15 protein-coding genes are annotated in these 15230 nt (G+C 61.3%); all 15 read right to left on the bottom strand.

Annotated elements, in window-relative coordinates; translation table 11 throughout:
* Window positions 1–21 precede the first annotated feature (21 nt).
* The 15 genes from E9536_RS39610 to E9536_RS39540 all read right to left on the bottom strand — a co-directional run bounded on the left by E9536_RS39610 (window position 22) and on the right by E9536_RS39540 (window position 15230).
* Window positions 22–1728 carry an ATP-dependent helicase gene (locus tag E9536_RS39610; protein WP_136473040.1) on the bottom strand — a complete coding sequence of 569 codons (1707 nt, stop codon included), beginning with the start codon at window positions 1726–1728 and terminating at the stop codon, window positions 22–24.
* A gap of 17 nt (window positions 1729–1745) precedes the next feature.
* Window positions 1746–2639 carry a hypothetical protein gene (locus E9536_RS39605; RefSeq protein ID WP_060221174.1) on the bottom strand — a complete coding sequence of 298 codons (894 nt, stop codon included), beginning with the start codon at window positions 2637–2639 and terminating at the stop codon, window positions 1746–1748.
* A 347-nt stretch (window positions 2640–2986) separates the two neighbouring features.
* Entirely contained in the window at window positions 2987–3592 is a 606-nt protein-coding gene (locus E9536_RS39600) for a DUF4400 domain-containing protein (protein ID WP_136473038.1), read from the bottom strand.
* Window positions 3582–3845 (bottom strand): hypothetical protein, encoded by a 264-nt coding sequence (locus E9536_RS39595; RefSeq protein ID WP_089476876.1) that lies wholly within the window; start codon window positions 3843–3845, stop codon window positions 3582–3584. The genes E9536_RS39600 and E9536_RS39595 overlap by 11 nt, the downstream gene beginning before the upstream one ends.
* Complete coding sequence (locus E9536_RS39590; protein WP_060221180.1) at window positions 3799–4317, bottom strand: hypothetical protein; 519 nt, start codon at window positions 4315–4317, stop codon at window positions 3799–3801. Before E9536_RS39590 ends, E9536_RS39595 begins: the two co-directional genes overlap by 47 nt.
* 10 nt (window positions 4318–4327) lie before the next feature.
* The gene (gene traD / locus E9536_RS39585) at window positions 4328–6196 is read right to left on the bottom strand and encodes a conjugative transfer system coupling protein TraD (RefSeq protein ID WP_136473036.1); all 1869 of its coding nucleotides are present in this window, start codon (window positions 6194–6196) and stop codon (window positions 4328–4330) included.
* Complete coding sequence (locus E9536_RS39580) at window positions 6193–7512, bottom strand: TraI domain-containing protein (protein WP_136473034.1); 1320 nt, start codon at window positions 7510–7512, stop codon at window positions 6193–6195. Before E9536_RS39580 ends, traD begins: the two co-directional genes overlap by 4 nt.
* Window positions 7512–8492 (bottom strand): type IV secretion system protein, encoded by a 981-nt coding sequence (locus E9536_RS39575; RefSeq protein WP_247873588.1) that lies wholly within the window; start codon window positions 8490–8492, stop codon window positions 7512–7514. Before E9536_RS39575 ends, E9536_RS39580 begins: the two co-directional genes overlap by 1 nt.
* Window positions 8493–8518: 26 nt before the next feature.
* Window positions 8519–9259: a type VI secretion protein gene (locus E9536_RS39570; RefSeq protein WP_136473030.1), complete on the bottom strand. Its 741-nt coding sequence runs from the start codon at window positions 9257–9259 to the stop codon at window positions 8519–8521.
* 11 nt (window positions 9260–9270) lie between these two features.
* On the bottom strand, window positions 9271–9483 hold the full coding sequence (locus E9536_RS39565; protein ID WP_136473028.1) for a hypothetical protein: 213 nt from the start codon (window positions 9481–9483) through the stop codon (window positions 9271–9273).
* Window positions 9484–9493: 10 nt separating this feature from the next.
* Window positions 9494–11971: a VirB4 family type IV secretion system protein gene (locus tag E9536_RS39560; protein ID WP_060321670.1), complete on the bottom strand. Its 2478-nt coding sequence runs from the start codon at window positions 11969–11971 to the stop codon at window positions 9494–9496.
* Window positions 11968–12279: a VirB3 family type IV secretion system protein gene (locus tag E9536_RS39555; RefSeq protein ID WP_081078227.1), complete on the bottom strand. Its 312-nt coding sequence runs from the start codon at window positions 12277–12279 to the stop codon at window positions 11968–11970. Before E9536_RS39555 ends, E9536_RS39560 begins: the two co-directional genes overlap by 4 nt.
* On the bottom strand, window positions 12272–12652 hold the full coding sequence (locus tag E9536_RS39550) for a TrbC/VirB2 family protein (protein ID WP_060321674.1): 381 nt from the start codon (window positions 12650–12652) through the stop codon (window positions 12272–12274). Before E9536_RS39550 ends, E9536_RS39555 begins: the two co-directional genes overlap by 8 nt.
* 17 nt (window positions 12653–12669) lie before the next feature.
* Window positions 12670–13716, bottom strand: a complete 1047-nt coding sequence (locus E9536_RS39545) for an ATPase, T2SS/T4P/T4SS family (protein WP_136473026.1) — start codon at window positions 13714–13716, stop codon at window positions 12670–12672.
* Window positions 13717–13991: 275 nt separating this feature from the next.
* Window positions 13992–15230 (bottom strand): VWA-like domain-containing protein, encoded by a 1239-nt coding sequence (locus tag E9536_RS39540; protein WP_136473024.1) that lies wholly within the window; start codon window positions 15228–15230, stop codon window positions 13992–13994.

The raw sequence follows: 15230 nt of genomic DNA, 5'->3' as shown, positions 1-15230 counted from the left end.
CCGCCTTGCGCGGCCGATCTTTTATTCAATACCGGATTCGATAACAAATCGCGACACTGCGTTCTTCTTGATCGAAGAAATGGTCAGACTGTCCCGAGCGCGCGTCATCGCGACGTAGAAAAGGCGCCGCTCCTCCGATTCCGGGCTCTTTTCGTCGGGCACCACGCCCTCCTCCGATCGACTGATCCAGACGTGGTCGTACTCGAGCCCCTTCGAGCTGTGCATCGTCGTGAGCACCAGGACTCCGGCGCCCGGCTTGTCGTTGTCGCGCTTCAGGAACTCGATGCGCTCGGTAAACGAACCGTTCAGGCGGCTCACCACGTCGTAGATGCACTGGATCGCCCGGGTCGCGACATCGCCCTTGGCGTAGGTCATCATCCACTCGTAGACGCCTTCCAACGCGAGCGAGTGGAACGATCGCCCGCAGAGCGCCTGCCACTCGCCCAGCCGCTTCATGAAGGCTCGGTACGCAGTCGCCGTCTCCTCGCGCAGCCCGAGGCCGACGAGCTCCTGCTTTTGCATCTGGACGAAGGCGGCGCCCATGCGCTTGTGCAGCGCGCCGAGGTCGTAGGAGCTCATGCCCATGTAGCCCAGGACGGCGTCGATACCGTTCTGCTTGTGGCCTTCGACCACCTGCAGCAGGTTGCACATCAGCGCAGCCTGAGGTTTGTTGAGCACCGATCCGCCCGACGCGCGGTAGTACGGCACACCGTGTGATCGACACACGGATTCGATCGGATCGAGGATCCGGTTGGTACGCGCAAGGATCGCGCAGCTCGCGCCAGCGGCCAACCGCGGTTGGAGCATTTCGACGGCGGCCACCGCGTCGCCATACTCATCGTCGAACCGTCTCGCCGTGACCACGCCGCCGGCGCCGCGGTCCGCATGAAGGACCTTCGGCATCCGATCGACGTTGTTCTGGATCACCCGGTCGGCGGCCGCCAGGATCTCCGCGCGACAGCGATAGTTGCTACCCAGCACCACGCGTTGCGCCGCGAACGTGCTCGCGAAGCTTTCCATGCCGCGAAAGCCTAGTGCGGCCCGGAACCCGTAGATGCTCTGGTCGTCGTCGCCCACGACCGTGACGTGCGTGCCCGCGCGCGCGTGCAGCTCGACCCACCTGAACTGCAGCGGGTCCGTATCCTGGAATTCGTCGACGAGCAGATCGGTGAACCGATACGGCTTGATGTCCTCACTCTGCATCCGCTCGACGGCGAGGCGCAACATGTCCTGGAAGTCGATCTTGCCGTTGCGCTCGAGCGCGTCCTGGTAGGCGGCGTAGAGCGTGGCCTCGGCCGAACCCTCATCGGCTCGACCGAAGTTCGTCTTGATCCGCTCGACGATCGGTACTGCCTCTTCAACCTTCCAGTCGAACCCGAGCTCTGCAAGCACGCGCCCAAGCATCCCGAGGCGATCGCCTTCCGATGCAATATCCGGCCGGCCGCGACCGGGTCGTTGAAGCTGCTTGTATGCTAGCGAATGGAAGGTGCCGGCGATCAGCCGACGCTTGGCATCGGGCGGTGCCAGCGCGAGAATGCGCTCGCGAAGCTCGACGGCCGCATCCTTGCTGAAGGTGACGGCCCCGACCACCGCCGTCGGATCCTTCAGCAAGAACGCGGCCTTCGTCGCGCTCATCTTGGTCTTGCCCGCGCCCGGGCACGCGATCGCGAGGCAGTGGCGGCGCAGAAGTGCCACCTCGCGCTGTTGGGGATTCAACTCGTCGAGCATGGCACCGGTCTTCCCGATCAGTTACCGCGAACGGTGTTCATCAGCTTCAGGTGGGTCGTGTAGCCGCGCAGGCCGACCGGGTGGAACTTGCGCAGGAAGCGCGCGGTCTCGTCGTCGACGTCGGACTGGTCACGAATCCCGTTCCAGACGAGGAAGTCGAAGTGGTCCATCACCTGGTCGAACTTCAGGATCACGGAGAGCAGGCGCATCGAGAACCGCGAGTACGCTTCGACTTCGATATCGAGCGAAGGCTTCGTCACGGTCGGTGCGAATACCGTTTCGCCGCGATCGCGCATTTCCGTTTCGGTCTTCACGCGGAAGCCATGCGCAACGTCGAGCTGTTCGTTTACATAGCCTTCGAGCTGGTCGAGCTGCTTCTCGAACCACGTGCTGACGATTCCCTGCTCGTTCGCGCCGTACGTCGCGCGACCGAAGCGCTGCATGTTGATCGTCATCCGGTTCAGGTACGGCCACCACTGCTCGAACAGCGGCCGAAGACGCGTGTGTTTCATCGTGACCCGCGCGGTCACGACCGCGGCGCCCGACAGCTGCTTGTTCATCAGCTCGCGACCGATCTCGCGACGGCGTTGGATGATTCGCGCGCGCTCTGCGGGCGACAGGTCGCGGAACAGCGTGCGGGTGCGTGCCACCTCCTCGAGCTTGAGCTTCGCTTCGTCGCTGCTGATCAGCCCTTCGCGCTGCAACACGTTGGCCGAATTCTCCATCTCGTCGAGCTCACGCTCGACTTCACCATCGTCCGCGCCGTCCGTCGTCTGCCGGGTGTCGCCCACTACCAGGCTACCCGTGACTGCTGATGCATCGTCGCCCGCCGGCGGAAGTACGGCTACGTGGCCAGGTGCTGCGTCCGCAGTATCGGTGCCGACGTGCGCTTCTTCGTTGATCGTGCTCATGTGGATCCTATCTGGTTGACTAACCGCACGTGCGGCTTGCGTCTATTCTTGCGGGCCTATGCGGCGACAGACGCCCAAAACGTGAACGATTTCGCGCGCCTTTCGGGGCCGCTGCGGCACGCTGGGCGAAAAAAAGCCCCCTCCGGGGGAGAGGGGGCAAGGCTGAAAGCTCTACGGGGAGTCGAGCCTTCTGAGGACCGTAAACCATGACTCATTGTGGCGCGACCGGGCCGCCCAGTTCGGTGCGAATCGTCAGGTATTTCGACAGCCTTTTCCCGGTACTGGACGCCCAACCGGTTGTGGGACTTTCGACAAAAAGCTGTACGAAAAACTGGAGCTTTCCCAGGCTACTGGTACGAAGACGCCGCTTTCCAGAGCAACGCGCCGAGACAACCAGCGATCGCCAGCCAATACGGTGCAAGGAGCGGCACCGGCGCGATCAACACCGTGAAAGTCACACCGAATACCAGCAAGATCCCGTGCCCGGCGAGATGAAATGACAGCGGGCTGACGTAGCCTGCCGCCGCGGCCCGCACCTTGCGCCGGACTGTCCCATCGATGAACATCGCGATACCGAAGACGAGCGCACCGAGCAGCCAGTACTTCATCACGTTGAGCCGATAGACCATCCGGTACACCAGTCGCCAGAAATTGTGGACCCACCGACTCGCGAAATTCGCCACCCCGCCGTCCTCGATCTGCGAATCGTTCGTCGACTCCATTGACGCCTGTACCAGCCCCGTCTCGACGAAGTACCGCTTGAACGCTCGATTCGTCGCATCGATCGCATCCGCGGTTCGCGCCTCTCCAAGGCTGGCCACAACCGATTCTGCTTCGGCATCCGGGATCGCGAACAACGACGGGTCAGGTAGCGCCGGCATGAGCGCAATCGAGAGCAGCGGCACAAAGAAGAACCACATCTTGATGTGGCCGACAAAGCGGCTACCAGCCATACAGATCTCCCAAGAGACCACCGAGGAGATAGATCGGCAGGACGATCAGGCCGGCGAGGCCGACATAGAATCTGGCCGGCCGGCGATCGATGAACATCGCCAGTGCATACGCCATCGCGTTCCGGCCCTGCTGGAACTCCTGCGGCGGCGGTGCTGCCGGGTCGTCCTGCGCCGCTGCAGTTGTGATCGCGCGATGCACGGTATGGTCATCGACGCGCGTCAGTATCCGAATCAGAATATGCGTGAGCGACATCGTATTCCTCGAAGTACAGTCGGAAGGTTTCACCCGTCAGCGCGCGTGCCGCAAGCTGGAACGCCGCCGATCGCTGGCTGATGTTCTCCGGGCAGCGCTCGTCGACCATTTCCGGTGCATGCTTGTGGCGCGACTCGAACACGGTCACCGGCTCGAACATAGGCGACCAGACGTGGCAGCGCTCGCCATCGCGCACGACAAAGCGCCGCGCGTACAGCATATGGGCAGACCCGAACAGCCCTTGCATGAATGCGACGTGCGGATCGCCGGTTTTTCGCACGCGCTTGAACGCAGCAAGGCCGTCCACGAACATCTCCTTGACGAGGGGCTCCGCCTTCCCGATGAAGTGCTCACCGACGAACTCCGCGACACGCGTGCACACCAGCTCCAGCTCAGGAGCAAGGGTGAACACCGGGGTCAGGTGAGCAGAGAGCTTGTGCTCGCGAATGATTTTTTTGAATACGGCAGACATGCTTGGTTGTTTAGCCTGTAAGAATTGGAATACGTCCCTGGTACACCGCGCCGCCGGAAATCCGCATGAAGTACTGCAGGTTCGGCAGGCTCTGGATCAGGCGAGTCGGGATCAACGGCACCGCCTCCAGCTGCTGCGACCGCGTCACCGATCCGGTGAACTCGCCGACATGGCCCTCGCTCGCCTTGCTCGTACTGCTGGAGACAATCAGGTTTCGAATCGCGGTATCCCCCACCTTTTTCGAGAACCACTCAGCCGTGTCGGTATCTTCCAAGCGTAAGATGATCTGGTTGTTCAGGTTCCCCAAAACCTGCAGCATTTTTGCGGCATTCCCCAACTTCGCCTCGAGGTCGGCGCGCGTCTGGAACGCCACAAACGCCTTGAAGCCGGCGCCACGACCCTTGTTCAGGATCTGGATCACCTGTTCGTTGATAGCCTCGGCGACCTCGTCAATGATCAGCACCACCTCAGGCGGCTTCTCGTAGAAGTTGTAAATCGCCCCGCACACCGCCGACATATCGGCCAGAAGCATTGACGCTACGGCCTTGGCAACGATGCTGTTCGATAGCGAGTCCATGCCGATATGCAAGATCGCCTTCTGACGAATAACCTTCTCGATCGTCCAGATTTCGCGTTCGTCCTCGAAGTCGTCAACCTTCGGCGCGAGCATCAACCCGGTTTCGCCTGTGGCGAGCATCTGCAGCAGGGGCAATGCGGACGCGATGATTCGCATGTAGTGCTCGCGATCGTGAACGTGCGTCGCGATCAGCCCATCGATCGCTTCGTGTCCGCGATCGTTCGCACCAAACCGAGCCTGATACAGCGAGATCATCGCGTCGACGCGCGTGGAGCCCGGCTTGTTCGCGATCTTGACGGTGTCCGCCGTGACCAGCTCTTCCCAATCGGTCAGTCCGCTTTCGGCGAAGAAACGCTTGAGTGCCTTCTCCAGCAGCGGGTCGATCCCGAGCTGAGCGTACTTGAGGATCGAGCGCAAGTTCGGCTTGTCGCCAATGTACAGTTCACCGTTCACGGAGCGACTGATGAACAGAAACGCGAAATCGCGGAACGGACCTTCCTCCATCAGCTGTGCGATGCGGCTCGGAATCTCGGATGGCTGTGACCAGCTATCCAGCGGTTCAAGCCGAACCGATTCAGACGGCTTGGCCTGATTGAAATACAGGAACTTCCGGCCCGTTCGTTGCGCTTCGCGCTCAGCGCGCTTCTTCCAGTCCTTATCATTTTTCGGGTCGACGTTGATCAGCACGTCACCGCCGTGGATCACCTGCGTCGATATCACTTCGTATGTCCGGGTCTTCCCGGAACCGGTAGTGCCACCCACCGCTGTATGGCCGTTCATCGCACGGTAGTGGAACGGCACATAGCCCTTCTTTGCCTCAAGACCATGGATCCACGAGACCCCTTGCGGCTCCAGGTCGCGGATACTGTGCTTTGGTGCGAACAGATTCTCGATCATCCGTTCGAAGTCGCGCCCCACCTTGGTTTTCGGCAGCCACTTAGGCAACCCAGGGATGTCCGTAGTCGGCATCCGCAGGATGTCGTGAGCCATCTGGCAATGCTTCTGCGTCCACTCGAAGCCGGTGCCGAGATACATCGCATTGGCCTCCGCCCGCATGCGAGTCTGTATCGCCAACAGCGTGGGCACCGCAAGAGTCGTCAGCCATTTCGTCGACAAGGCCATACGAAACTTGAGTGCTCGCCACACCTGGCCAGACCGGACGACAAACAGGGCGAGCGCGAAAAGCAGAAACACCCAACCATACGGCATGCCCGAAATCAACAACACCGTGATCGCCATCAGCCAACCGATCACCGCCCGCACCTCGAAGATCGGCCGGAAATGATTGATGTAGCCGTTCATGCTCTACGCTCCTGAATCAGGTCGCCGATGCGCGGCGCCAACGTGACCTCCGTGGGCTCATTGGCGAGCAGCAGGCTCCGGCGCCGCATGTGCTCGATCAGGGTGTCGCTCGCGACGCCATAGCTGCCGATCGTCCGCTTCGATAGGACGAGTCCCTGATCCGTCCAGCGCACCTTCGCTTTCGCCGTCGAGACGTCCTGCTGCAGCGCCGAAAAGAAGTCCACGATCATGCGTGGTGCGCCTTTCAGCACCTCATCGAAGTGATTGCCGTTCGGCGCGGCGGCGGCCGGCTCGCGGCGAATCTCTACCGGATTAACCGCCGCGGCCGGCGGCGGAAGCTCGAGCGCCATCTGCCGGGCATCTAGGCCCTTCGGTGCCCCGTGCGCAACCGGCACTGCCGGCGTCGTCGTGCTATCGGCGGCGGGAGTCCGCAGCGATCCGGGAACCGACGGCGTGCTACCGCCGCCAACAACGGGCGCCGGCGCGAGATCTGCTGTCGCCGGCTGCGCCGGTGCCGGCGTGGGTTTTGGCGTGGCCACCGTCGACGCCGCCTCGACCTTCGGCTCCAGTTCCGCCGCCACGTGGATAGCAGAGGGAACTGCAAACGTCACCGGCTCGAAAACCGCCCGCTGCGCCTTCCGATCGAAATCAGCAGCCGTCGCAACCGCTTGCCGCACCACTTTGTGGGTCAGCGACTCGACGCCCATCGAGCTCTGCGTCGGGTTGATAGCTCCGAATATCTCGGCCTGAACTTCGGTATCGAGTCCGCCGAGCAATTCGCTGCCGACCAGCGCATGCGCCAGCATGCCGGTCCGCATCCGTTCGATGGGAAGCGGCGTAGCGCGACGCGTCACACGGTAGCTCGCGCCGGCCAGCCACGGCCCGACTGCACCGTGGACGGACGGGTTCCAGACCTGGCGGTCCGTCGCACGCTCGACGTCGAAATGACGATACGGCTCATCTAGACCCGAGCAGATCGCCGCGAGAAACACGCCGTAGTTGTATTGCGGTTCTATCCTACGACGACGCTCCGACGGTAGGTTCGTGCCAAACTTCAGCCCGCCCGACAGCCGCATCGCGTAGAACGCGGTTTCGACTGTCCAACGGAAAGCGCCGGCCGGCTCGCGGTACAGCTCCGGGCTGAAGGGGACGGACGAAAACCAGTCTGCACACCGCCGGATCAGCACCATCCACCTTCGATCGAACTCGGCGCGTGACGTCTCGTTCGCGCACTGTGCGATGAGATCGATACGGCGTTCGTTGCGGCCAATAAGGTCTCCGGCGTCGGCCGGCTCGAAAAGGCGTGCGTCCGTCATCAAGCCATGCCCTTCGTTGCAAGCTTCGTCAGACCCTTGATCGCCCCGCCGCTGGCATTCGCACCGCCGCCAAACATCGAAGCGAACTTCGGAATCTCGAATGCGAGGATCAACACGAAGATCGAAAGATCCAGCGTCAAGGATCCGGCATACGGCGTCGTGAGGCCTTTCGAGATCGTGTTACTGAACGACGTCGCCAATGTCGCCGTCATCAACCGCTGAAGAATCGCCGCAACGACCATGTACATCCCCGCACTGATCGTGAAATCCAGCCAGCTCTTGAAATAACCTCTCGAAAACTCGGACATGCCGAGCGCAAACGCGATTTTTCCCAAGACGATCGCGACCGCCATCTGGATCGTCCCAAGCGAGATGAAGAACAGGAAGACCAACGCAGCGACCATCAGCAACGCCCAGGAAATTAGCAACGGCAAAAGGTTGATCAGCAGCGCCATATAGTTCCACCAGTGCTCCGCCTTCAACGCTTCAATCAACGCGTCGAAAATCGCGCCCGCAGACTTCACCATCGCCATCGGCAATGACTCCGCGTCCGTCCCGGAGACCGCGATCGCCATTTCGTTGAACCACTTGTAGAAGCCCGGTGCCCACTTCCCGTACGACACGTACACCGCCGCAAAGATGCCGAGGATCGCGAGGTCTTCGAATACGCTTCCCCATGCCGCGACCGGATCCCGAGTCGCCGCGAACCGAATCCACGCCAACACGAAAGTGATCACGGCCAGGCCGCCGGCCATCTTGTCCGAGTACTTGTCGAGCGTCTTGCTCAGCTCGACCGCGAGATCGATTAGGTCCTTCAGCAGCTTCGTGATCTCTTCGATCGCCGCGGTCGCACCCTTCGCGACCTCGCCCTTGACGTAGCTCGAACTCCAACCCGATGGCATCATGTCCTTGATCTTGTCCCAGGCCCCCGCGTTCGCCACGGTGGGCAGTGCGAGCGCTAGAAGGATCAAGCCACGCATGAGCCATATGCGAATTGCGCGGGCACTCATTGCTCGGTGACCCCGTACCCGGCTCGCTCGGCCTGTTGCTTGGAAATGAACTTCTCCGCGTCCGCAGCCTTTTCCTTGTCGTCCTCGGCCTGTTGCGCGTCCTTCTGGGCGTCCTTCTGAGCCTTCGCCGCATTCAGCTGCAGGATGTCCGCGTTCTGGCTCGTCACGATATCGAGGTAGTGCGTCGTGATCTCGGCCGTCGCCTGTTGGGTCGGCGACATCGACAGCTCAGATTGCAGTTCCTGACGACGCTTTGCCATCTCGTCGGTGTGCTGCATGATGTTCGAGCCCATCTGGAACAGGGTCCGCGCGACCTTGTCATTCTGTTGAACCAACGTGTTCATGTCCGCAAACCACTGCGCGTTCGACTTGCCTGACCGCGTGACTAACCCCTGCACCTGAGTGACCCATTCACCGCCCTTCTTCAGGTCGCCGTAGAGCCCTTGCAGCGTGCCGACCAGCCCCTTCACCTTGTTGATATCGCCCGTGATCTGGTCATACGCAGCCTTCCACGCGGTCGGGTTCAGGTTCTTTGCCTGGAGCAGATCGTTCACCATCATCTGGTACTGGTACAGGATGTTGGTGTTCTGGTAGATCTCGCCCTTGACGGCCTTGGCCGCCGAGATCACGTTCTGCACGTAGTTGATCGGGTCGAACACCTCGAGCGCCGACGCGTGCTGGGCGACGAAGAGGGAAACCGCGAACGCCGCGGCGCGAAGGGTCGGCAAGAGTTTCATCGTGGGACCTTTCAGTCGAGGGATCGAAGTGCCGTACGAGCGTCGCACAGCGTCGTAGATGCGTCTTGCGGCTGTTGCCGGGACGATCGAAGCCGGCCGCCCGGCGGCGCCACCAGACGCACGTGTACAGGCGTCCCGATGGCGACCTGGTTGATTTCGTCTGCAGTGAGCGCGAAGAGATCGCGGTACAACGACTGCACGTTGAGAGTCGGATTGAGCTTCATTCGGTTCCTGTCAGTCGACGGTTGCCATTTCCTGCAGATAGTCTTCGGCCCAGTTCGGGGAGCCCGTGGCCAGGTGCTTGTCCAGAGTGCGCTGGGCCGCGCCGTCCGCGCGCAAGATCGCGAGTGCTTCCTTCGGGAATTTGGCCTGCAGCATCCGCGAGTGATCCGGGGTGACCCATAGGTAATCGCGGTTGGGAACCCCCTCGCTGATCATGTCGATCTGGTCGTCGGTCAGCCCAAACACATCGCGGTAGAGGCGCTTGTTGTTCCGGGCGTCCCGGTTCGGCAGGAAGAAGAAGTTCTGGATGTTCTCCTTCAAGATTTCGAAGTTCGGGACGCGTTCAAGCTGGCTCAGCGATTGAGTCGCCATGACGAGCGTGCCGTTCAGCCCGCGGATCGTCACAGCCCACATTTCCAGACGTGCATAGAAGCGCGGGTACCGGAAAAAGAAGCCGCACTCCTCAACCTCAATGATCGTGACGCGCTTTCCATCCAGCCATTGCGAGATGCGGTAGAAGGCATAGTCCATGAACAGCGCCGCCGCGACCGGGTAGCTTTCGAACAGTTCGCCCATCTCGATCGCCAGATCGTCCGAAAGAGAGAACGCGTCTTCGACGTGATCGAAGAATCGACCGTTCTTCTCCCCGTTCGTCCAGATTTGCAGGCGCTCGCGCAACTCGACGGGCAACAGCGTGGTCAGAAACGTCAGCGTCCAGAACTCCCGGCCATACCCTTGCGCCAGCGTGACGACCCGCTCATAAATCGTGCGCTGCTGTTGCGGAGTGCAGATAAAGTCCTCGCCGTCACCTTCGATTGCCATCTGGACCCAGTCCGACACGTACGTGTAGTGCCGAGGATCGGCCAGCAGGGATAGCGGATTGACCTGTGTCGCCGCCGCAAACTTGCCGGTCGCATCGACGAACTTGCCGCCAGCAAACACGGTCGGGATGCGCGTCGACCGGTTCTTGTCGAACTTGATGCGGCGCGGTTGGAACCGCCCGGTTTGCGAGACGAGAAAATTGAGGAAGATGGTCTTGCCGGCGCCGATCGGGCCAACGATCAGCGTGTGAGACTTTCCGCTTGGATCGTGCAACGTGACGCGCTGCAAGGTCCGATGGCGCGTCGGTAGAAGCGTCAGCGGGCCGACCCTCTGTCCGAGCTGCTGCGTGAGCCATTGGTTGACGTCGCTCCCTTCCGCAACGCCACGCACGGGCGCAATGTCCGAGACCACCGGCGTCTCAACGAATTGCAGCCGCTTCTGCTGGTCCCACCTCCCGGGAAGCGTCGATGCCCATGCTGCGGGGAGGTTCCGCTTCTCGACCAGCACGCCGAAGCCAGCGTTGCCAATGCGACCGACGATCTCGCGCGCGTTGTCATCGCACTCGTCGATCGTATCTCCGTAGACGACTACTGAGATATTGACGAAGCCGTACTGCTGGCCGTCAGCGATCAGGCGCGCCAGTGCGTTCTCCGCCTCCTCGGCGAGGATCTCGCGCCCCTTCTCGTTCTCCATGCTTTCCTTCTTCTCATCTTTCGAGAAGAAGCTCTTCAGCACCTTGACCGGACTGAACGCGGCCACCTTGTAGAACTTGCGCATCTTCTCGATGTACACCTGCGCCTTGCTGGTCGACAGGAATCGAAACATCACGCACACATCGAACTCTGAATCGACGTCCGCGAGAACATCGAGCGCGGCCTCTTGAAAGCCCATCCACTCTTTCACTGCGATGATCTTGCCGTACCGTGTGCCGTAAGCGGACTCGAACATGATGTGTTCCGCACCGTACGTCACGAAGCTTTCCGTCAAGTGCGTATCGAGCATCGTCACGGGGTAACGTACGCGTCGCGGCGGAACTGACGGGTTGGCCGTCTGGTGCAGAAAGCCCAGCGCGTTCTGCAGTTGAAGCCGCTTCATCTTAAGGCGTGCCACGCCCCCTTTGAACGCGTCCAGTATGCCTTCGAAGCGCTTGATATCCGACGTGATTCGCTCCATGTCGAACACGAACGCACTGCGCGCGAACACCATATCCTTGATGGTCTCGAGCAAGGCAACCGGTACCGACTTGCCCCCCACCGTGATGTGATAAGCGATCTTCTCGAAAAGCTTGTTGATCCCCGTCTCGGGCGTGTAGGCGAGCGCGAGCGAGTGGGTGTTTCGGAAGTACCTTCCGCTCCCCACGCTCTTCTGGTTGATTGCGTCAACGTGCTGATCCATCGCCGACTCGAAGCGTCCACCGATCTCGCCCCGAACGCGGCGATGCGACATACGCCACCATGCGGTGATTCGATGATCGAAGTTCTTGCAAGCGTGGTCGAGGTTGTCGCGGGCGGCCGAAATCTCGTCAGTGTTCGGGCTGTCCGCGTCCACGCCTTCGAACGTGTAAAGCGCTAACAACGACCCATCTTTGTCGAGAACGGTTTCCGGGGTAACCATCGTCGCCCACGGAGCGATTTCCTGAATCGCTCGACGCTTCGGTTTCGCGCTCACAGCGGAAGCTCCTGATCAAATCCATACGGCCGCCGAAATCGGGCGGCAACATCGGAGGTATGCAGTGGCTCGTGCACGTCCGGATACCGGTTGTAGACGACCAGCACCTCCTTCCACCACGGATCGCTTGAAGACAGCCAGCGCAGGACCCAATGCACTACGATCCCGACGACAAGATAGGTCGGTGACATGCTGCTGTAGCAAAGCAGCGTCGTCAGCGTGCCGTTGGCGATCGCGAGGCCGCGATCGGCGCCGCCCATCTGGCGCGGCAACGACAGCGACCGGCTGACTTTCTTCCGTTCACGCACAGGTGTAGTTGATCTTCAGCTGGTTCTTTACGATAGGGAGCGCACACGACGCAACGCCCAAACCCACGACAATGGTCGAGAGGAACTTCCCGAAGTTGCTTTCGGAGTTCGAGATCATGACCGCGCCGACGATGATCATCACAATGCCGATTCCGAACAGCCACGGCCCACTGACGTAGGCCTGAATCAGGCAGATGAAGTTGGCCGCGTTACCAAGGTCCCCGAGATCGACCGCCCTCGCGGCCGGCGCAGCAAACGTGAGCAGTAGTGCGATCAAAGTCGAGAGCCGGTTGCCACGACCGAACAGATAGTGACTGGTCTCCGTCACTTTCTTACGGACCAGCGAACACAACGTTTGAATGTGCTTCTTCATCGGAAAACCCCGTGTGGTTAGAAAACGCGTTCGAGGACGTAGTCCCCGTCTTTGAAACCTTTTATCGCCAGTACTTCGGAGACGTGGCGCAGCTCGCCCGTGCGACGAAGGTGGATGACGTAGTGGAAGCAATCGGCGATCGCCTTGCGCATGTCGGAGAGCTCCCACCGGCTTCCGGGCGGGACTCCCAACATTGCGAGGCTCTCGAGACGAGTCAGCCCGCCGCGCGCATCGTTCGAGTGAATCGAACCCATGCCGCCGTCGTGGCCAGTGCTCAGCGCCTGGATGAAGTCGTACGCTTCCCCGCCGCGCACTTCGCCGACGATGATTCGGTCGGGCCGGAACCGCAGGCAAAGCGCGACGAGCACCTGCGCGGTCACTCCCTTATCAAGGTTCGAGAGCAAGCGAACGAGGTTCGGAACCGTTAACTTCAGTTCCTTCGTGTCTTCGATCGTGATGACACGCTCGTCAGTCGGAATCGCGCCGTTGAGTGCGTTGAGGAACGTCGTTTTGCCGGTAGAGGTTCCGCCCGCTACCAAGACGTTGGCGCGGCTCCTCACCATTTGGACGAATGCTTCTTCCAGCACCTCGTTCTCAGCGCCCGCGGGGAAAATTGCCCGCTCTGACTCGCGTCGCGCGTGCACACGGGAGAACGCTCCCAGCCGGGTGTAGTCGCCCAACACCAGATTCGTTTCACGATGCCGACGTATCGCGAGCGCATCTCCGTCGATGGCCGTCGGCTTCATTACTGCGGCGATCCGGAGGTTGTCGTGCCCTGCGTTGATGATCCCCTGCGCGGTTCCCCTCAGCGCCGACTTCTCGACGGAGGCCGCGAGCGAATGGATAGCGCCGGTCAATGTCATCGGATTGAACTGGGCGTCCAGGCGATGCATCACGCCCCGCTCTTCGACCCAGATGTTGCCCGCGTTGTTGATCAACACTTCGGCGACATTCTGGCTAGTTAGCGGTTCTTCGATCAGCTTCAACGACTCGAAGAACAGCCTCACGGCGTTCTCTTCGAGTCGTGCGACCTTCAGGAAGGGACTTTCGGCAATTTCAGACATGCAGCTATTGTTCAAGCTGGCACATCCGCCAATCACCCGAAAGAATGGCTAAATTGAGCAGCTTTCGCGCTCCGGGCGGACCGCGTCGTAACGCTCTCAAAGCGCGGACTCTGGCGCAACTGGTTGAGGGGGCAAACCCGAAATGCTCCAGAAAAACGTATAGCTTTCTCCCCTTTCTAACGTCCGCGCCGATGGCATGCATTTGCGAAGGACGAAAAAAAACCCGGTCACGAGGACCGGGTGTGTTTCAGGAAATAGCGCGCCATTGCAGCCGCTCAGCAGACGACTTCGATCGTCTCGCCGAACGGCGCGCGCCGGGCACGCATCAGCGGTGTCGTCGACGCCCATAGAACCGGGTAAGCCGGCTCCTCGGACGGGAACGTACCTTCCATGTCGGTCAGGTACACGAGAAACGCCGGTTCGATCTCCTCGCCCTTGATCCGTCGAAACGGATCGATGAACGAGGTGCCGCCACCGCCCTTCAGCGGCGCCAGCTCGACCGGCTCGCCGCGCTCGAATACCTGAACCTGGGTCACGCGCACGTCGCAATCCATCACGATCAGGCGCCGCGGGCGGACCGCATCGGCGACGGCCAGAATTTCGGCCGCAAATTGCGCCTGCGTTTCATCCCAGACTGAGCCGCTGGCATCGCGTACAAACACCGCGTCGCCCACCGCCGGCTCGTTCAGCGACGGCAGATACATCCCGAGGTGGAGGTAACGACGATTCGGCTGCGCCCACGTATAGTCGGTCGGCGCCGCGTCCTGCGCAAAGCGATGCAGGAGCGAACGCCAGTCGACGACCGCAGCGACGGCCTGCGCGACGGCGGCTTGCAGCGACCCGCCGAATTTGCCGCAAGCCTGCGCTGCCTTGGCCGCCTGCAGCACGGCCACCTTCCACTCAGCTTCCTTCGCCGCCTTGTCGGGCCCGGTGTGCTGCCGAACCTCGCAGCACGTTTGCGGTGTATTGGACGGGTGGTCATCGGCGCTTGATTGCATCTCCGAGGCGCCTGACGACTGCGGTAGACCGTCACCGGCCGCTACAGCCGGTGGCTGCCCGCTGTCGGCGCTACGAGATTCCCCAGTATTGGACGAACTACGACTTTTGCGACGCTCCTGCTGCCGCTCATGCAACCGCATGCCGTAGATCTCTTCAGCCGAGCGCCCGACGAAACGCGGATCAACTACGACACTGGGTGGCAAACGCAACCCTGCGCCAAGAACAATCGACGCAACCGCAAAAGTGCACGCCTCGTCCCATCCTGCTGGATCACGATACCCCCGTCGCCAACAATGTCCGTTCGCGACGTGCCACACCCCCTTGGCAAGTACGCCACGCACCTCCAGGTCGGAAAGCCCTGATGCATAGGCCGGGTTGTAGCCCAACGTCTCACCGTCCGTCCAGAACGCATCGCAGGACGGATCTTCTCGCACCTCGAGGCGTAGGGACAACGCGCCGACGAACGGGTGATCGAGGACGAGAGCGGTCCGCTGTTTTGCTATACGTGCGTCCAT

Source organism: Burkholderia sp. LS-044 (genome assembly GCF_004803625.1).
In the GTDB taxonomy this organism is placed as follows: Bacteria; Pseudomonadota; Gammaproteobacteria; order Burkholderiales; family Burkholderiaceae; genus Burkholderia; species Burkholderia cepacia.
Note: the sequence above shows the minus strand (reverse complement) of the source record. Positions and strands in the feature narration are given on the sequence as shown.